This window comes from Pedobacter sp. (assembly GCF_035317785.1).
Classification (GTDB): domain Bacteria; phylum Bacteroidota; class Bacteroidia; order Sphingobacteriales; family Sphingobacteriaceae; genus Pedobacter.
This window is the reverse complement of sequence record NZ_DATHGC010000137.1, coordinates 26,832-46,104: the sequence shown is the minus strand read 5'-3', so window position 1 is coordinate 46,104 and position 19,273 is coordinate 26,832. Positions and strand designations below refer to the sequence as shown.

General features: G+C 40.2%; 14 protein-coding genes and 1 tRNA gene. 12 read left to right on the top strand and 3 right to left on the bottom strand.

What is annotated here, in order from left to right; translation table 11 throughout:
- From VK541_RS08625 to VK541_RS08595, 7 genes are all read left to right on the top strand, one after another.
- Positions 1-359 (top strand): S8 family serine peptidase (locus VK541_RS08625; RefSeq protein ID WP_324368944.1); only part of this gene is annotated, 359 nt, incomplete at its 5' end.
- Positions 360-1,286: 927 nt separating this feature from the next.
- Positions 1,287-4,475, top strand: coding sequence for a SusC/RagA family TonB-linked outer membrane protein (locus tag VK541_RS08620; protein WP_324368940.1), 3,189 nt, complete (start codon positions 1,287-1,289; stop codon positions 4,473-4,475).
- A gap of 13 nt (positions 4,476-4,488) precedes the next feature.
- On the top strand, positions 4,489-5,961 hold the full coding sequence (locus VK541_RS08615) for a SusD/RagB family nutrient-binding outer membrane lipoprotein (RefSeq protein WP_324368938.1): 1,473 nt from the start codon (positions 4,489-4,491) through the stop codon (positions 5,959-5,961).
- A 20-nt stretch (positions 5,962-5,981) separates the two neighbouring features.
- Positions 5,982-6,641, top strand: a complete 660-nt coding sequence (locus tag VK541_RS08610; RefSeq protein ID WP_324368936.1) for an immunoglobulin-like domain-containing protein — start codon at positions 5,982-5,984, stop codon at positions 6,639-6,641.
- Positions 6,642-6,651: 10 nt separating this feature from the next.
- On the top strand, positions 6,652-7,137 hold the full coding sequence (locus tag VK541_RS08605) for a lipid-binding protein (protein WP_324368934.1): 486 nt from the start codon (positions 6,652-6,654) through the stop codon (positions 7,135-7,137).
- 379 nt (positions 7,138-7,516) lie between these two features.
- A complete protein-coding gene (locus tag VK541_RS08600) occupies positions 7,517-10,666 on the top strand; it encodes a TonB-dependent receptor (RefSeq protein ID WP_324368932.1) in 3,150 nt (1,049 codons plus the stop codon).
- 11 nt (positions 10,667-10,677) lie between these two features.
- Positions 10,678-12,183, top strand: coding sequence for a RagB/SusD family nutrient uptake outer membrane protein (locus tag VK541_RS08595; protein ID WP_324368930.1), 1,506 nt, complete (start codon positions 10,678-10,680; stop codon positions 12,181-12,183).
- Positions 12,184-12,413: 230 nt separating this feature from the next.
- On the opposite strand, the gene VK541_RS08590 is transcribed toward VK541_RS08595, so the two are convergent.
- The 3 genes from VK541_RS08590 to VK541_RS08580 form a co-directional block, all read right to left on the bottom strand.
- Entirely contained in the window at positions 12,414-12,584 is a 171-nt protein-coding gene (locus VK541_RS08590; protein WP_324368928.1) for a hypothetical protein, read from the bottom strand.
- Positions 12,585-12,678: 94 nt separating this feature from the next.
- On the bottom strand, positions 12,679-13,317 hold the full coding sequence (locus tag VK541_RS08585) for a hypothetical protein (protein ID WP_324368926.1): 639 nt from the start codon (positions 13,315-13,317) through the stop codon (positions 12,679-12,681).
- A 229-nt stretch (positions 13,318-13,546) separates the two neighbouring features.
- Positions 13,547-14,488 carry an LD-carboxypeptidase gene (locus tag VK541_RS08580; RefSeq protein WP_324368924.1) on the bottom strand — a complete coding sequence of 314 codons (942 nt, stop codon included), beginning with the start codon at positions 14,486-14,488 and terminating at the stop codon, positions 13,547-13,549.
- A gap of 40 nt (positions 14,489-14,528) precedes the next feature.
- Here VK541_RS08580 and metG point away from each other — a divergent pair, with 40 nt between their 5' ends.
- The 5 genes from metG to VK541_RS08555 all read left to right on the top strand — a co-directional run bounded on the left by metG (position 14,529) and on the right by VK541_RS08555 (position 18,753).
- Positions 14,529-16,637, top strand: a complete 2,109-nt coding sequence (gene metG, locus VK541_RS08575) for a methionine--tRNA ligase (RefSeq protein WP_324368922.1) — start codon at positions 14,529-14,531, stop codon at positions 16,635-16,637.
- 99 nt (positions 16,638-16,736) lie between these two features.
- Positions 16,737-16,808 (top strand) — tRNA-Arg (locus tag VK541_RS08570).
- A 247-nt stretch (positions 16,809-17,055) separates the two neighbouring features.
- A complete protein-coding gene (locus tag VK541_RS08565; RefSeq protein ID WP_324368920.1) occupies positions 17,056-18,285 on the top strand; it encodes a site-specific integrase in 1,230 nt (409 codons plus the stop codon).
- Positions 18,286-18,380: 95 nt separating this feature from the next.
- Positions 18,381-18,635, top strand: a complete 255-nt coding sequence (locus tag VK541_RS08560) for a hypothetical protein (protein WP_324368917.1) — start codon at positions 18,381-18,383, stop codon at positions 18,633-18,635.
- Entirely contained in the window at positions 18,622-18,753 is a 132-nt protein-coding gene (locus VK541_RS08555; RefSeq protein ID WP_324368915.1) for a hypothetical protein, read from the top strand. Before VK541_RS08560 ends, VK541_RS08555 begins: the two co-directional genes overlap by 14 nt.
- The last annotated feature ends 520 nt before the right edge of the window (positions 18,754-19,273 follow it).

The following is a 19,273-nucleotide window of genomic DNA, read 5'->3' as shown; positions in this document are numbered from 1 at the left end:
AGGGTAATAGACAATCTTATTCAAGCTATGGAGCGGGGATGGATCTTGTTGCACCGAGTGGTCTTCCCGGACAAACCGGCTCCAATGGTCAGCTTCAATTAAACGGGGATGTTTATAGTACAGACAGAATGGGGGCGTTGGGATATGTTACCACTACTAGTTTTTTAGGCGGACATTATGTAAATTTATTTGGAGGGACCTCTGCGGCTGCGCCTCAGGTTTCGGGTGCCGCTGCTCTGCTCCTATCAGTCAATCCTGATTTGACCGGCACTCAAATTGCGGAACGACTGACTGCTTCCGCAACAGATATGGGAACGGCTAACTGGGATCAATATTTTGGTTATGGCCGATTAATGTAACCTCTGCTTACAATACTTTATTTGATGATTCATTCCGGCTTATTACATCCGATTGGCTGAATTTTCCCTATTTCTGTGCAAATATGGACGGAGAGCAAATAATATGGAGTATTTACGTGCCACCTGGCGCCACAGTTGCCTGGACCGGACTTAAAGTCAATTTCCTGGGATCAACAACATCGCCAACTGTGACTATGATACATAAACCGGGATATACTAGTGGTGTCGCGAAGGTCACCGCAACGATAACAATCCCAGGATATGGCATAATAACCAGAACAAGTTCACCCATTTTACTTAAAGGGAATTGTATATAATTCTACTATTTGCCGACTTGCTGATCAATACGAAATCTTTCAAAGCAGTTATTGCAAGCTAATACCTAGTTAGAACTTTTTCGGTGAAATCAATTAATAATTTACCAGTAAAAGAGAGCTGCTTTTTTGGTTAAAGTGAACGAATATCCCATATCCTTTTCGCTTCCATCGCGAGAGGGATATGGGATATTAGTAAAAACGCAGAAGTATTATTTATTTAATTCTTTAAAAGCCGACCTTTGGTTAAATGCTGTTTTTTAGTGGATTAGTCACGGTCTTTTAATTTCAGATTAATTGTCAGAAATCCAAAGTTTATAGATATCTGACAGGCTAGGGCAACGTGTATTTTGTTACAATCAGTATTTCAGATGTTAAAAAAAGTTAAATATTTGGTGAAAATCTACATTATACCGTCATTTCGAAATAATATTCTTTTTTGATTGCTTAAGGACAATATTGTTCTGCAAAACCTTAAAAAGGTGGTGCTATTGAGTCCATTAATCTGTCATTGTATTGTCATATAATATTTCAGTATTATAAAATAATTATGCTTGCATACCAAAATCGGTATATTTAGCCCAATTATTAACTAACCTAAATTTTATTTTTTATGAAAAAACTTTTACAAAGTTTGTTCATATTGCTGTTCGTCGCAAGCTCTGCGATGGCGCAAGACCGAACAATTACTGGTACAGTTACAGGAAAGGATGATGGCCAGCCACTTCCCGGAGTAACTGTTTTAGTTAAGGGAACAAAAATTGGCACTCAAACAGGCTCGGATGGTAAATTTGCATTATCAGTACCATCAAACGCAGCTCAACTGGAATTTTCTTATTTGGGTTATGCTACTCAGACGTTAGCCGCTACAGGTGCTGTTGTAAATGTTGCGTTGGAGTCTGATTCCAAATCACTTACAGAGGTGGTTGTAACAGCTTTGGGTATCTCTAAAGAGAAAAAAACCCTGGGTTACTCTCAAACCACTGTAAAAAGCGATGTAATTAACGCTTCATCTCCAGTTGGTTTATTAACCGGTTTGCAAGGTAAGGTTGCGGGTTTGAACATTTCAAACGTATCTGGTTCACCAGGCGGTACAACTAAGGTTATTTTACGTGGATATTCTTCAATATTCGGTAACAACCAGCCATTGTATGTAATTGATGGGGTACCATTTGACAACTCACGTTTGGGTTCAGACAACAACTATGATTTTGGTAACAGTGGTAACGATATCGATCCGAACATTATCGATAACATGAGTATCCTGAAAGGTTCTGAAGCGACAGCACTTTATGGTGGTCGTGGTTCAAACGGTGTTATCATCATTACAACCAAAAAAGGTAAAGCAGGTAAACCTATTGTTGATTTTAACTCAAGCACATCATTAACAAACGTGGCTATCACCTATACGCCACAGGATGTTTATGGACAAGGCTGGGGACAAGAGTTCATCCTATCTGAAAACGGTAGTTGGGGCCCTAAGCTGGATGGTGTTGTAAGGCCTTGGGGTGCAACAGGCGCAACATTAGGCTCTAAACAACTGATCAAACCATTTGTTGCGATAAAAGATAATGTAGCCGGAGCGTTTGATAACGGACTTGAGCTGAACAACAGCGTATCAATAAGAGGCGGTAGCGATGTGTCTACCTATTTTTTGTCATACGCTAATGTGTACAGTGATGGTGTTTTGCCAAGTAAAGCAGATTTGTATAAAAAGAACAACTTTACATTTAGCGGCAGTACCAAGTATAAAAACTTTACAGCAGATGCGTCTTTAAACTACGTTAACAACGTACGGAACTTTGTCGCCACTGGTCAAGGTAGTACTGCAGGCAGCACTTTTTATGAGAGCTTACTGCAGATGGCTGTTGACGTTCCAATTAAAGATCTAAGGGATTATAAAAACGAGTTTTTTAATGTTGATAATTATTTCACACCATTTGCTGAAAACCCTTTCTATTCATTGTATGAGAATGGCGCAAAGCAAACCAGCAACAGGGTTTATGGTAACATTAACTTAAACTATAAAGCAGCCAGCTGGCTTACTATTAACTTCCAGCAAAGTGCCGATGTATCTAATCGTTATGATAAGATCTGGAACAACAAAAACAAACCTTCTCCGGGCAGTTGGAATGATGGTAATAACGTTGAAAACGCACCAAGAGCAGCGGATATAGGTAGTGTTACTGATGAATCATTCAATCAGTTTGAATACGACACAAAATTGCAGGCTTTATTTACTAAACAATTGAGTTCGGATTTTGATCTTAATGGTCTGGTTGGTGCCAGCTATAATGACAGGGGTACACGTGCTTTAAGCACAAGTATTGAGGATTTGGCTATACCGGGCTTTTACCAGATCAACAATTCGCTTAACAAACCATCAAGCGCAGAATCTAATGTTCACAGAAAGATCATGGGTTTCTACGGACAGGCAACTGTTGGTTACAAAGGTTATGCTTATGTGACTGTTACCGGGCGTGAAGATATTACTTCAACGTTATTCCCGGGTAAAAACAGCTACTTCTATCCTGCGGTGAACGGATCATTCATTCTTTCAGACGCGTTGAACTTCACCGGAAGCATTGTAACCTTTGCTAAGATAAGGGCAGGTTATGGTGAAACAGGTGCCGATGCCGATCCTTACAGTATATACAACACATTGTCTGCGACCAATATACCATTGGGTTTTGGTAATACATCATTCCCAATAAACAATGTGGCTGGTTATTCTATTAATAACACCTTATATCAATCTTCATTAAAACCAGAGCGTGTTTCTGAATATGAAATAGGTGGTGATTTCAGGTTCCTGGGTGACAGGGTTACCTTAGATGTTACTTACTATAACCGTATTCGTAAAAACCAACCGCTTCCGGCCCCTATATCACCATCATCTGGTTATACTTCAGCCTATATCAACTTTGCCAAGGCAAGAAACCGTGGTGTCGAGCTTGCCTTAGGAATAGTACCAGTTAAAACAGCAGATGTTAGATGGGATGTTAACTATACTTTCAGCAGAGACAGAAGTCTTGTGCTTGAACTTTCTCCGGGTATAGAAAGGCTTACATTACGTAGCGCTTATGATGCAAGTTTAGTTGCCCTTAAAGGTCAGCCGCTTGGTGTTATCCAGGCGCCGGTTGCAGCAACAGACCCTGAAGGTCATATTATTGTTGACAGCCAGGGTTTCCCAACTCAGAAATCTGATGTTGGAACTTATGGTAATATCCAGGCTGATTTCAGAATGGGTGTTAACAGTACAGTAAAATATAAAAACGTTTCTTTAGGTTTTACAGTTGACTACAGCAAGGGCGGTGTATTTTACTCAGGTACGGCAGATTTGCTGAACTTTGTGGGTAATGATACTAAAACGCTGTATAACGATCGTAACCCATGGATCGTGCCAAACTCGGTACAAGCTGTTAAAAACGCGGCGGGCGAAACAACCGGCTATGTAGAAAATACTACCCCGCTTAGCGAAGCCAACGTAACCAGTTATTACTATCCAACAAGTAATAAAGGTACTTCATACCAAAACCGCATATTAGACAGGACTTTTGCAAAACTACGCGAGGTTGTTATCACTTATGACTTACCTAAATCAGTAGCGGCAAAAATAGGCGGTTCAAGTGCATCCATAAGAATATTTGGAAGAAACCTGTATACCTGGTTGCCTTCGTCAAACAGGACTGTTGACCCCGAGGTATCTAACTTAGGCAGCGATTTGGGTAGTGAGTTTGGTGAGTTCAGAACTTCGCCACCATTAAGAAACTACGGCGCATCTTTAAGGGTTTCATTTTAATATTAGAGACATCATGAAAAGAAAGAATATATATATAAAAACAGCCATCGTTACATTGTTAGTAACGGTTGGTTCGGTAGGATGTAAAAAAATTACCAATATAAATGAAAGTCCTAACAATCCAGCGTTAGAAAAAGCTACGCCACAGGTATTATTCCCGTCGGCCGTACTATCAACGGCAGGAAGGGTTGGTGGCGAGTTAGCCATCATAGGTAACATTTGGTCGCAATTTTATGCACAAAACAATGTTTCCAGCCAGTACAGGGATATCGATTCATATAACCTGCAACGTCAGGACAGAAACGGTAGCTACAATGAGTTGTTTGCCGGTGCGTTAAGCGATTATCAATTAACCATAACACAAGCTAAAGCGCAAGGTTTAAATAACTATCTGCTGTTTGCAACACTTATGAAAGCGTATACCTACCAGGTATTGGTTGATTTGTATGACAAGGTTCCGTACACTGAAGCATTACAGGGCGAATCCAACAAACAGCCAAAGTTTGACGATGGGTATGCCATTTATACATCTTTATTAGCTGAAATTGATGCCGCATTAGCAGCAAGCGCATCAGCTGATGACCTTATAACCGAGGAGAAAAAGATAGATTTCGTATTCAATGGTGAAATAGCAAAATGGAGACTTTTTGCCAATACCTTGAAATTGAAAATGTATTTGCGTATGGTTAATGCCAAACCTGCTGAGGCAGAAGCCGGGATTAAAAAACTTTATGCGGATGGCGCTGAGTTTTTAACAGAAGATGCGGGTATTATAGATATCTATACTGATGCCCCTGATTTGGGAAACCCGATGTACGAGTACAACATCCGGCGGTTAAATACAACCACTAACTTAAAAGCCAGCAAAACCTTTGTTACTTGGTTGGCTGATAATAACGACGGGCGCAAATTAGCTTATTTTAATACAGCTACACCGGTTGGTATTGAGCAAGGCGACTTTAACAGTACAGCTACCACTGCATTTACTAATGCATATCAGCAATCTACAGATCCTGTGCTTTTCTTCTCAGCTGCCGAATCTTATTTTATGCAGGCCGAAGCAAGGTTACGTTACTTTAACGGCGCGGGCGCTGAAGATTTATTTGATACTGGTGTTGAAGCTGCATTTGCACAGTATGATTTAGCTGCGCCGGCAAAAACAGGTGTTTATAAATATCCTACTGCCGGTAACCTTCAAGATAAGTTAAAGGCCATCATCATTCAGAAATGGGCATCGTTACCAGGTTCACATGCATTAGAAGCATTTTTTGAACAGGAGCGTACCGGCTACCCGGAAACCACTACTAAATATACAACTGATCCAGGTTACATCGGCGGCCAGTGGGTATATTCAAAAGGTGGTGTTACAGGTGGAAGGTTGCCTAAGAGATTGGTTTATCCTGATTCGGAAAGGAGTAAAAACCCAAATACACCGGCGGAAGTGCCTATTACTACACCAGTATGGTGGGGATTACCTAATCTATAACCTATTAATCAAGTAAAATCATGAAAAAGTATATAAATTATATAGGATTAGCATTTGTTGCACTGGTATTATTTTCATGCGGCAAAGAAACATTTAGCTATCCCGAGGGGCAAGTGGGTATATCTAAAATAACAAATTACCCCGAAGTTGAAACAAAAGGCGATCACTTAACGCTAGTAAATCAGGGTTCTGTTTATACAGATGCAGGTGCTACATCTACCGCAGGTGGTAAGGATATCGAGTATAAAACAGAAGGCACCGTTAACACAGCTGTACCGGGCGTATATAAGATAAGCTACACTGCTTTTAATGCAGATGGATTCTCTGCAGGAGATTTCAGAACCGTTGTAGTTATAGGCAACAATGTAGCTGCTAACGATTTTTCTGGTAATTATGCCCGTAATACAAATGCCTCAGTAGCCAAATGGACCAAAGTGTCAAATGGTGTATATAGCGTATTTAACCCGGGCGGTGCACCAGGAACAAATCTTACTGTTAAGATCATCAACTATGAAGGCAATAAGATTGTTATACCTGAGCAAATATCAAGTGATGGATCTATAACCAGTTCTGATCAGGAGTCAACTACTCCGGCTGCCGGCGGTAAATTATCACAATATAAAATGATAATTGTTAACGGCGGTTATGGCGCTGCGCTTAGGATTTTTGACAAAATTTAAATTTAAAGACATGAAAAAAGCAAATATATTATACTCTTTACTCTCATTACTGTTAGTAATGACAACGATGTCATCTTGTAAAAAAGACCAAGAAATAGGTGGTACCGCTGTACAGGAATTATCAGGAGAATGGTGGGTTACTGCGGATGATGGCGGCGGCGCAACTGACTATTTTAAGATTTCTACCTATAATACAGCAGCCAACATACCTACAGAAATGTGGATCGATGATGCAAAGAATTTTTATGGTCTTAAAGCCAAAATAAAAGCAGATGTTGCAAATAAAACATTCAGTGCTACGGACGCAGATGAATTGTATTTTGGTGTTACAGTAACCATTACTGATGGCAAAGTTATAAAAGACGCTGCTACAGCTTCGGGAACAGGCAATAAAACAGATTCGATATATTTTAAAGCGGAGTACAGTGATGATCCGGGTACTATTTATACCTACTCCGGTTATAAAAGAACCCGTTTCAGTCAAGACGATCATTAAAATGGCATAGCTTTTATACAGTAATAAAAAGCAGTGTATCTTTCAAAGATTACACTGCTTTTTTTATTTAATCAAATCCCGATAGTGAGTTGGCAATACAGGGCACCACGTATAACTTAGACGATTATTGTGAATAAAATGTTAAAAAAAGTTAATTGTTTTGTTAAAAATCACTTGGAGACAATCATTCGAAATATTGTTCTGTTATTTGTTGTTTTTTAGATTATAATTTTTAGATTTCAGCCTTTATAGGCCATAATTGCGCCTTTCTTTTGTCGGTATACTGTCATTATTTTTTAACGTGTAGCGAAAAAATTATGCTTGCATACCAAAAGAATTATATTTAGCACAATTATTAACTAACCTAAATTTTATTTTTATGAAAAAACTTTTACAAAGTTTGTTCATATTGCTGGTTGTCGCGGGCTCTGCGATGGCGCAGCAAAGAACAATTACTGGTATTGTTACTGACCAAAAAGATGGGAATCCGCTTCCCGGGGTAACAGTAAGAATTCCCGGGTCTCAAGGAGGCACCATTACATCCGCATCTGGTAAGTTTGTTTTGCAGGTTTCGTCTAACGCAACTAGCCTGGAATTTTCTTATCTTGGTTATGTAAACCAAACACTGGCAATCGGAAATTCGAATGTTGTTAATGCCGTTTTATTGGAAGATTCGAAAATCCTCAATGAAGTAGTTGTTGTGGCTTATGGCACATCAACTAAAGCAGCTCTTACCGGATCTGTTGCATCATTGAGCGCTGAAGATCTTGAAAATAGGGTAATTACCAACATTAGTAATGTTTTGGCTGGAGTTGCTCCCGGGATTCAGGCAAATGCGGGGAACGGGCAGCCTGGAACAGGTTCAAATATTAGAATTCGAGGATTTGGATCGATTTCAGCTTCAAATGCACCGCTCTATGTTGTTGATGGTGCTGTTTATGATGGATCATTAGCCGACATTAATTCAAATGACATCGAAACAGTATCTTTATTAAAGGATGCATCTTCGTCTGCTCTTTATGGAGCAAGGGGTGCAAATGGTGTAATTATCATTACTACAAAAAAAGGGAAGCTCGGAGAAGCAAAACTAAGTATTAACTTAAATCAGGGAATTTCGGAAAGAGGTATTCCTGAATATGATAGAGTTGGTACTTTGGATTATTATCCTGCAATGTGGCAGGCGTTGCGAAACAGTTTGGTTTATCCAAGAACAGGCACTCCATTGAGCCCTGCCGCTGCTGCAACACAGGCGTCAAATACAATTCAAACTCAATTGGTTTATAATCCTTTTAACGTCCCTAATAATCAAATCGTTGGAGCTGACGGAAAATTGAACCCCAATGCCTCATTGTTATACGATGACTTTGACTGGATCGAGCCGCTAGCAAGAACCGGAAAAAGAAGCGATTTTAATATGAGTTTGGGTGGAAATACAGGGAAATCTGATTACTATGTTTCTTTGGGATATTTAAATGATAAGGGATACATTGAGAAGTCGGATTTCAACAAGTTCAACGGACGTGTAAACGTAAATTCACAGATTAAACCCTGGTTAAAAACCGGATTGAATGTTTCCGGAACACTTTCTAAAGGAAATCTCGCCAGTGATGCTTCAACAGGGAATGCAACAAGTTTTGTAAACGCTTTTTCGTTTGCAAGAGGCATAGGGCCAATATATCCGGTAAGAGCATATGATGCAACCGGAAATCCCATCTTTAATGAAACCGGAGAGCAATGGTGGGATTACGGAGCACATCCTGGTGCAGTTGCCCGTCCTGGGGGTGCATCACAAGGCCGGCATGTTGTTTATGAAACAAGGTTAAATGACAACCTATTTAACAGAACGGCATTAAATGCCAGAACCTTTGCCGAAATAAAATTTTTAAAGGATTTTACATTTAAAACCAATGTGAGTTTGGATGTGAGCGACAGGCTGGAAAGCACATTTTGGAACAGAACCGTCGGTGATGGAGTTTCAAGTGACGGTTATGGATATAAAGAGTCAACCAAGACACAAAGCTTTACATTTAACCAGTTGTTAAGCTACGATAAGACTATTGGTGAACATGCATTTAATGTATTGGCCGCCCATGAAAATTATGACCTGGATGTCAGAAGCCTTTCGGCAGATAAAACCGGACAGATTTTGGAAGGAAATACCGAATTTCCAAACTTTGTAACCCCAACTGGTGCAGGTGGTTTTAGGGATACCTACAGAATTGAGTCCGTATTTGGCAGAGCGACTTATAACTATGCAAGTAAGTATTTTGTAGAAGGTTCATTAAGAAGGGACGGGAGTTCTAAATTTTCTGCTGACTCAAGATGGGGAACGTTTTATTCCGCAGGGGCTTCCTGGATCATTTCGAAAGAAAATTTCATGAGCGGCACTACCTGGGTTAACAATCTTAAACTGAAGGCTTCTTATGGGTCGGTAGCTAACGATGGCCTAGAGGGTTACTATAGGTATCAGGCATTCTACGATTTAGGCTGGAACAACGGGACTGAGCCTGGTATTTTATTATCAACAGTAGCTACTCCGGATTTGAAATGGGAATCTCAAAATACACTAAACTTAGGCCTGTCATTCTCGTTATTTGATAATAGAATATACGGAGAGTTTGAGGCGTTTAAAAAAGGGTCGTCTAATTTGTTATTTGACGTACCACAACCATTATCAGATCCTGTTACTACAATAGCCCAAAACATAGGATCCATGTATAATAAGGGTTTAGAACTCCAATTAGGTGCTGAGCCAATTAGAACCAAAGATTTTTCATGGAATATTTTGACAAACTGGAGCATAATCAGAAATAAGATTACAAAAATGCCTGAGAAGAACCCGGTAATTACTGTTGGTACCAAACGCAGAGAAGTCGGTAAGGATCTTTACAATTTCTGGCTGCGTCAGTGGGCCGGTGTTGATCCTGCTGATGGATCTTCGTTGTATATTCCTAATGACGGGGTAACAACAGACCTAAGGACAGTAAATGGTCAAACTTATACTACGAACTTTAACAACGCAAAATTTGCGTATTCAGGTTCGGCACTGCCAAAGCTTTTTGGTTCTGTAACCAACACATTGGACTATAAAGCTTTTTCTTTTTCCTTCCTGATCAACTACCAGATAGGCGGCAAATTTTACGACAGTAACTATGCAGGTTTAATGAGTGTCGCATACGGTTCTGCATTACACAAAGATGTATTGAAATCGTGGACACCGGAAAATCCTAACTCAAATATTCCAAGATTAGATATAGGAAGTACGACATTTATCAATGCGGCTTCAAGCAGATGGCTAATTGATGCTTCTTACGTGAGCTTCCGCAACGCAAGCTTATCTTATAAGCTTCCAAAAAGCTTGCTGGGTAAAATAGACGTGTCCGGCGCAAGGATCTTTGTGCTTGGAGAAAATCTCGGTATAATATCAAAAAGAAAGGGCATGAACCCAACTGAATCCTTCGATGGAACAAATAGCAGCACGTATTTGCCAAGCAGAATGATTAGTATAGGCTTAAATGTTTCTTTATAAAAAGGTAGATTATGAAAAAGATTAAAAATATATTATTTGGAGGGCTATTGACTTTAGCCCTTGCAGCCTGCAAAAAGGAATATCTAGCTACAAAACCAACGGATGCGGTAGATAATAGCCTGGTATTTACTACAACTCAAAACGCAGACGTAGCTTTGAATGGAATTTACCGATACATGTTTGAAAGAACAACAGCGGTAACCGTGAACCAGCAAAATAAACCGGGAGTTGGCGGCATCATGTTGCTTCAGGATTTTCTTGGGGAAGATTTGCACATATCTACCACGAACTGGTTTTCGGCAGAAGCTTCCTGGAATGCCCATAGGGCAGACAATAACATCGCCGTATCTTATCCTTATCGGACGTTCTACCGCATCATTGGAAACGCAAATTATATCATCGACAATATAGATGGTGCCTCAGGATCTGATGAAGATAAAAAAAGAATAAAATCAGAAGCCTTGACCTTGAGAGGGTGGGCCCATTATTATTTGGTACAGCTTTTTGGAAAACGTTACGATGCGGGTGCAAAACCAAATGCTCAACTTGGGGTCCCTTTATTGCTTTCCTCAACAGATTCAAATAAACCAAGAGCTACAGTTGAAGAAGTTTACGCAGCAGTTAACAAAGATTTGGATGATGCGATTGCTTTAAGCAGTGTCTCCCGTTCTAATAAAAGCCACATTAATGTTTGGGTTACTAAAGGGATTAAAGCGAGAGTAGCGCTAACAATGCAGGATTATCCTAATGCGATTAAATATGCAAAGGAAGTTGTGGATGGTAATGTCTTTCCTTTAATGAGCATAGCTGATTATCAAAAAGGGTTTAATGACAATGCGTTAAGTGAATATATGTGGGCATCAATGCCTTCTATTGATCAGGATGATACCTTCGGCTCTTTTTTCGGACAAATTGCATATAATGCAAATACTTCATTTATGAGAGCCAATCCTAAAAGAATCAATTCTGCATTGTATAATCTAATACCTGCAACTGATGTGCGCAAGTCTATGTGGGAACCGGCTCCTACAGTGGCAAATTTTCCATTACCTGCCACTAATTTTAGCAGACAGCCGTATATGAGCAGGAAATTCTCTGTAAAACTAACGGAAGGAAGTAGTTTAGGCGATGTTCCTTTAATGAGGTCTGCAGAAATTTATCTGATCCTGGCCGAAGCCTATGCAAATACTCCTGGTTCTGAAGCATCAGCCCAAAGCACGCTATTTACCTTAGTGAGTAAGAGAGACCCAGGTGCTGTAATTTCAATAAGCACAGGACAAGCTTTAATTGATGAAATTATATTTCAAAGAAGGATTGAACTTTGGGGGGAGGGTGCCAGATGGTTAGATTTAAAGCGTCTAAACCAACCCCTTGATAGAACCAAAGCTCCGAATTTTGTTTCTACGGCTGTAGCATCAACAATGACTATTCCTGCTGGGGATCTAAAATGGCAGTACCTAATCCCGAGAGCTGAAATGGAAGCTAATAGCGGAATTGCAGGACAACAAAACCCATAAGGATTTCAAATAGAATATTAAAAGGCCTCCAGTTTATATTGGAGGCCTTTTGTGTAAGAGAAAGACTAGGGTTATTTGTTGATTAAAGAGCTAGTGCTGCCATCTACGCTTTCCAATCACCATCGCCCTGTTATCCTCTATATGGCCCACAGGGAAATTAAACATGCTGGAATATGTATTGGTTAGGTAGCCAGAGGCCAAAACTTTTAAGAGCAGGATCGGCTGATAGTTTAATGCACCCGAATATGATAGGCCTCGAGAAGAGGAGCTACATTAATCGCATTGATAACCGTATCCACTACCCTGACGGTATCAGCAGGGATGAGTTCATCAAAAGTTGGTGGAAAAGCCATGAGCTGATCCTGGTAATAATGTTTGAAAACAGGTTTTTTTGAGGCCATGTTGTTCTGGTGTTTGTGACTTAAATATCTGAAATCGGATATTTAAACCAAATAAAACCCCGATCATGATTATGATACGGACTCTATGATATTATTATTCTGGCATAGGTGCAACAGGTTCGAAATTTATGCAAACGTTATATCCCGCGAGACGGCCAGCATCAAAAGAAACTTGATCAGGGGCTCGCCCAGGATATGAATTATTAAATTCATATTGCATTCTAAGCCATTTAGGAGAAGCCTGATTTCTTAATATACAACGTTTCAAAACCCAAGAGATAATGCATCCACTACTAACAACAATAGGCCCTAGAGTTGTTTCTCCGGGCTGCAACACATATCCCAAGTTTACTTGTTTTTGCATTCCAGGAGAAGATACATTTCCGACCAGCAATTTGACCTGCATATCAGTACAGATTGAAGTTTCTTGACTTGTACCAAAGTAGTTATGATAAAAAACACCGTCCATGTAACCTGCTTTATACCCTCTATCATATGCATCGTCTGCATATCTTCCAAATCCTGGGTCGCTATTTAAATTCACTGGGCTTTCCACACCCTGATAGGACGTGATAGGGGACACATAATCGTAAGGGCATGAAGAATAAACTTCAACTACCTGTTTCAACTTATTGTTAGGAAGAGTGTACTTCTTTCCGGGAGGTTGAGAGTCATTTGGTTTGCATGCGGTCAAGGCTACGAAGCCGAAGAGCATTAACTTAAATGGTTTCATATTAAACAATTAAGGGTGATCTATTAAATATAACGCAAATAATTCACGCAATCAAAGAGCAATAGTAACGATTCTGTTACAAGAAGCCTTCTAAAGGAGAAACCACAACTCGATTTACTAAATGTCGCCAGCGGTCCTGCCAGAGACCTGGAGATTTATATTCCGGAATAAATGAAGAGCAGCTAAACACTTTTGTTTAGCGCATGTGTATTAAAAAGACTCTAGATCATCACTTATGATGCAGACTCTTTATGTTTATTCCATCGTTTGTTATACTAAGGGTCACCTCACTCCCCACCACCATCGCCCTGTTGTCCTCGATATGCCCTACAGGGAAATTAAAACATACCGGATAATCATATTCCTTTACAATTTCCCAAATGATCTCTTCGGGAGATTGGCCGAACGGTATTTTTTCTTCTTTGATCTCATTGAATGCACCAACGATAAGCCCTTTTAGTTTTGCCAGCTTACCGCTGCGTTTCAGCATGCGCATCATGCGGTCTATGGAAACCTCGCGCTCCCCCACATCTTCAATGAAAAGAATCTTGTCTGTATAGTCCATTTCCGATTGGGAGCCCTCTACCATGACCAGTAGGGTCAGGTTGCCGCCTATTAGTATGCCGCTCGCCTGGCCCAGCCTGTTTGCTACAAGCGCTGAAGGGCTCCTATCTTTAGACTGGGTGATTGCCTTGTAGTTATATTCTATTTTTTCACCAAATAAGGCTTTTCTTAAAGATTCCAACGATTCGGGCATGGCTTCGTCAAATGTATATGGCATCTGTGCATGGATGCTCTGGATTCCAAAACTTGCGAAGATATGAGAAAGCAGAACCGTAATGTCACTAAACCCGACAATCCATTTGGGATTTGCGGCAAATGCGGTAAAATCGAGTTCGTCAATGATCCTGATGGTGCCGTACCCGCCCCTTCCGGCAATAATTGCCTTAATATCAGGATCATCTAAATAATGCTGCAGATCTTGTGTCCTTAATGCGTCATCACCGGCAAATTGGTGATGCTCAGCGCTTACGGTTTGTCCTGTCTCTACTTCCAGCCCCCAGGATTTGAAAATAGCTATTGCTCCGTCTATGCTTTGCGGAAGCTTACTGGCGGGACAAACTATTGCAATTTTATCACCTTTTTTTAAATATGCCGGCTGTTGAATCATTACTAAAAGACTTATCTTTGCCAAAATAATAAAAATAGTTTTGGATAGCAGTAAAATAAAAAGATATACCGTTACGGCCGCTTTGCCTTATACCAACGGGCCGGTGCACATTGGTCATTTGGCCGGAGTTTACCTGCCTGCTGATACTTATGTGAGGTATCTTCGTTCGAATAAAAGAGAGGTAAAATTTGTTTGCGGATCTGATGAAAATGGTGTGCCCATTACCCTAAAGGCAAAAAAAGAAGGAGTGAGCCCGCAGGTGGTCGTAGATAAATACCACAAGATCATTGGCGATTCTTTTAAAGAATTTGGTGTTTCATTTGACATTTATCACCGGACATCCTCTTTAATGCACCACCAGACGGCTTCTGGTTTTTTTGAAACGCTGTATGAAAAAGGAGTGTTTACTGAAGAGGTTACCGAACAGTACTATGATGAAAAGGCGCAGGCCTTTCTGGCAGACAGGTACATTACCGGGACTTGTCCGAGATGCGGAAATGAAAATGCGTATGGTGATCAGTGCGAAAATTGCGGCAGCACCTTAAATGCAACTGACCTGATCAATCCAAAATCTACCTTGTCTGGTGAGCCGCCGGTGAGAAAAGAGACCAAAAACTGGTTTTTGCCGCTCGATAAGTATGAAGATCAGTTAAGAAAATATATAGAGAGCCACAAGGAGTGGAAACCAAATGTGTACGGCCAATGCCAAAGCTGGCTGAATGCGGGTTTGCAGCCGCGGGCGATGACCAGGGACCTGGACTGGGGAATTAAGGTTCCGCTTAAAGATGCGGAAGGCAAAGTACTCTACGTCTGGTTTGACGCGCCTATCGGCTACATTTCTGCTACCAAAGAATTGTTTGAATACGCCCGTCTGGATGTATGGAACCCGATGGCTGAGGAGTACTATATCAACCAGAATGAAGTAGAGAAAGGAAGCTGGGAGGAGTACTGGAAAGATGATGAAACCAAGCTGGTGCATTTTATTGGTAAGGACAATATTGTTTTTCATTGTATCATTTTTCCTGCCATGCTCATGGCTCATGGAGGTTATATTTTAGCGGATAATGTGCCGGCAAATGAGTTTTTGAATCTGGAAGGGCAGAAAATTTCGACTTCAAAAAACTGGGCGGTCTGGCTGAACGAATACCTGGTGGAGTTTAAGGGCAAGCAGGATGTGCTGCGGTATGTTCTGACGGCTACTGCGCCTGAAACAAAGGATAATGATTTTACCTGGAAAGATTTTCAGGCCAGGAATAACAATGAGCTGGTTGCTGTATTTGGCAATTTCATCAACCGTGTGGTGGTGCTTACCCATAAATATTTTGAGGGTAAGGTACCGATGTGCATGCATGTTACGCCTGAGGATCAGCAGGTATTGGACGACCTGGCAGCTTTCCCTGCTAAAATAAGCGCTTCTATTGAAAACTACCGTTTCAGAGAGGCTTTGTCGGAAGTGATGAATGTCGCACGTCTTGGCAATAAATATCTGGCAGATACTGAACCCTGGAAAGTGATCAAGACCGATGAAGACCGTGTACGTACAATTCTGAACATCAGTTTGCAGATTGCGGCGACACTGGAAATATTGATTGAGCCCTTCCTGCCGTTTACTGCAGATAAGCTGATGAAAATGCTGAACTATGGCGGGCATATGTGGGAAGATGCGGGTAAGACCAATTTGCTGCACCGTGGTCACCAGTTGAACGAGCCGGTTTTGCTGTTTGAAAAGATTGAGGATGAAGAGGTACAGGCGCAGATAGATAAACTGAACAAAAGTAAAGTAGATAATATTGCGGCGACGGCAGTTGTTGCTTCGCCTAAGGAAAACATTGATTTTGATCAGTTTAGTGCGGTCGATATCAGGGTAGCGACGGTTATTGCGGCGGAAAAGGTAGAGAAGACCAAGAAGCTTTTGAAGCTTACTTTAGATACCGGGATAGATCAGCGCACGGTGGTATCGGGTATCGCAGAGTATTATAAACCGGAGGATATCGTCGGACAACAAGTGAGCCTGGTGGTAAACCTTGCCCCGAGGGAGATCAAGGGAATTGTATCGCAGGGAATGATCCTGATGTCTGAAGATGCGGAGGGTAAACTGGCATTTGTGGCTCCTGTTGACAAGCATAACAACGGCAGTGTAGTAAGGTAAGCTCAAATTGTTTGATTACTTTTTTAATTTTAAAGGCATTGTTTTATTATTATATTTGCGCCTGCGATTTGAAGCTTTATTGCTTTTGAATCGTAAATTGGTTTCGTAGTTCAACGGATAGAATAGAAGTTTCCTAAACTTTAGATATGGGTTCGATTCCCGTCGAGACCACTAAAATGAGTATCAAAACGTATAAAAGCCTGCAAATCGTTGATTTGGAGGCTTTTTTGTTTTAGTAAGGCATCAAATTATTCAATTATTGTCATTCAAATAGTGAGTAATTCGGTGAGTTACGAATCCAAGTGGCTTTACTCACTGGAAGTGATATAAGGCATTGATATATAGGTGGTTCGAAAAATGGACATCTTGATTACGAGTCGCTGCAATTCTAATTTTGTTCACTTAAAAATTAGATATTATGAGCGCGAATTATTCTTTGCTTTTCTACTTAAAAAAACCCAAAAATTATGTACAGGGAGACAGGGTGCCTGTGTACATTCGGGTTACTGTCAATGGTTTACCAAAAGAATTGTCAGCAGGACGTGAATGCAGTCCGTCGTTGTGGTCATCCAAGGCTGGTAGAGCCATTGGCAATAAAGAAGAAGCACGATTATTAAACCGATACTTGGAAACCCTCGAGATACGGATGAAGGAAATCCACACTGAGCTAGTACGGGAAAAAGTTGAGATCACTGCTCAATTAATGAAGGATAAATATTTAGGGCTCGCTGATCGGCGGCATTATTTGTTGGAAGTTTTTGCAGATCATAATGTAAAAATCGAAGCTTTAATAGGTAAGGGCTTTAAACAAAGTACCCTCAAGGGGTATAAAACTTCTTTTGCGCATATGAGTTCTTATTTACTGAAGTGCTACGGAAAACCTGATGTCGACGTGTGTGTTATCGATTTTGCTTTTGTAACTGGATATGAATTTTATCTTCGGTCAAATAAAGGCTGTTGTCCAACGACTGCCGCTAAATACATGGTACATTTCCAGAAAATTACAAACCTTTGTCTCGCCTACCAATGGATTAAAGCAGACCCCTTTGCTTTTTATAAAAATACAGCCAAGGCTAAGGAACGGGAATATTTGACCCAGGAAGAGCTGGATATTGTTGGCCAAAAACATTTTAGTATACAGAGACTTGCCCAAGTACGCGATATATTTGTTTTCAGCTGTTACACTGGACTTGCATATATAGATGTCAAGAAGCTCCGTCGTACAGATCTTAAAAATGGAGTGGATGGTAATCTTTGGATTTTTACTGATCGGGAGAAAACGGGAACGGAAACTCATATCCCTTTAATGAATGGGGCTATTGAACTAGTTGACCGTTATAGGGATCATACCGAGTCCGTAGATAAGGGTCTTATGTTTCCAGTGTTAAGTAATCAGAGAATGAATAGTTACCTGAAGGAGATCGCAGATGTCTGTGGAATTACTAAATCTCTGACTTTCCATATGGCCCGCCATACCTTCGCTACAACAGTTACCCTGAACAATAATGTGCCCATTGAAACAGTTTCTAAAATGCTTGGGCATAAGAGTATTAAGACTACCCAACATTATGCGAAAATTCTTGATTTGAAAGTTGGAAAAGATATGGCTATGCTTAATCAAAAATATGGGAGAACTAAAAATGCGTAGAAACCTTGATATAGATAAAGGAATGGCTGGCCTGCAAGTGATAGCCCTGCTAGATGTAATATGATAAATACCTTAATTAAAGCTAACTTGATAACATGAAAGATTTGCTTAATTCGGTTATCGACCGAAAAAACATACTGAATAACCATGATGTGCTTAGGGAACTTTACAAAAGCCTTAAATTTTTAGAGGTATGCTTTTTGAGCAGAAAATACAGTTATACCAAACAACAGGTCGCTATTTTTTTCAGGTCGATGTCCGCACGATTAACAGGCTTCTGGAAGTCAACAGAATGGAATTGGAACATAGAGGCCAATGAAGTTTTTACCGGTAAGGTTGAAGCAGTTTAAGGATCTGCTTGAGAAACAGAAGGACATGCATGTCCCGCAGTTGACGGAAGATGAAGAAAATGAGCTGGTTGGCGCACGTGCGGCAAGATTAAATGTTTTATTTTTATGGCCTTTCTAAATGTAGCCATTCTATTGTAGGTGGTCTTTATTATATGGCCCGCGCGCATTTGTGGCCTGCTAAAAAGGGAACGGTTTTTCAAACGTTCCCTTTTTAGCTTTGGGCATTTACGTAAAAATTTCCGAAATGTTCAGAACGCCAAAACGGTAAATATCATCTATAACTGTAGAGTTTCTGAGACCTACTGTAGGTCGGACTTTTAGCAGCCTATTAGATAGTCTTGTTGCAATTGGTAAAATCCATATTAGGATTCTGAAATTGCCAATTTTGGATTTTCCCCAATCTCAACATCAATTTAATGTAAACGATATCATTCATGATATAATTTCCATTTTAGGTTTTCTCATGATTTGGTATATTATTGATTGAACGGAATTATCTTTATTGATGAATATAAATCACACGGCGACCACACATACTAAATTATGCCAAATATTTTCGTTGTAACGCTAAAAAATTTTTGAAATAAAAAGAATGTGACTAACTTAGCAAAAACATAAAATTTTAAATTAAACGCTTC

Coding starts and splice junctions, on each gene's coding strand:
- VK541_RS08620 (WP_324368940.1), top strand. CDS start 1,287: ATGAAAAAACTTTTACAAAGTTTGTTCATATTGCTGTTCGTCGCAAGC.
- VK541_RS08615 (WP_324368938.1), top strand. CDS start 4,489: ATGAAAAGAAAGAATATATATATAAAAACAGCCATCGTTACATTGTTA.
- VK541_RS08610 (WP_324368936.1), top strand. CDS start 5,982: ATGAAAAAGTATATAAATTATATAGGATTAGCATTTGTTGCACTGGTA.
- VK541_RS08605 (WP_324368934.1), top strand. CDS start 6,652: ATGAAAAAAGCAAATATATTATACTCTTTACTCTCATTACTGTTAGTA.
- VK541_RS08600 (WP_324368932.1), top strand. CDS start 7,517: ATGAAAAAACTTTTACAAAGTTTGTTCATATTGCTGGTTGTCGCGGGC.
- VK541_RS08595 (WP_324368930.1), top strand. CDS start 10,678: ATGAAAAAGATTAAAAATATATTATTTGGAGGGCTATTGACTTTAGCC.
- VK541_RS08590 (WP_324368928.1), bottom strand. CDS start 12,584: ATGGCCTCAAAAAAACCTGTTTTCAAACATTATTACCAGGATCAGCTC.
- VK541_RS08585 (WP_324368926.1), bottom strand. CDS start 13,317: ATGAAACCATTTAAGTTAATGCTCTTCGGCTTCGTAGCCTTGACCGCA.
- VK541_RS08580 (WP_324368924.1), bottom strand. CDS start 14,488: ATGATTCAACAGCCGGCATATTTAAAAAAAGGTGATAAAATTGCAATA.
- VK541_RS08565 (WP_324368920.1), top strand. CDS start 17,056: ATGAGCGCGAATTATTCTTTGCTTTTCTACTTAAAAAAACCCAAAAAT.
- VK541_RS08560 (WP_324368917.1), top strand. CDS start 18,381: ATGAAAGATTTGCTTAATTCGGTTATCGACCGAAAAAACATACTGAAT.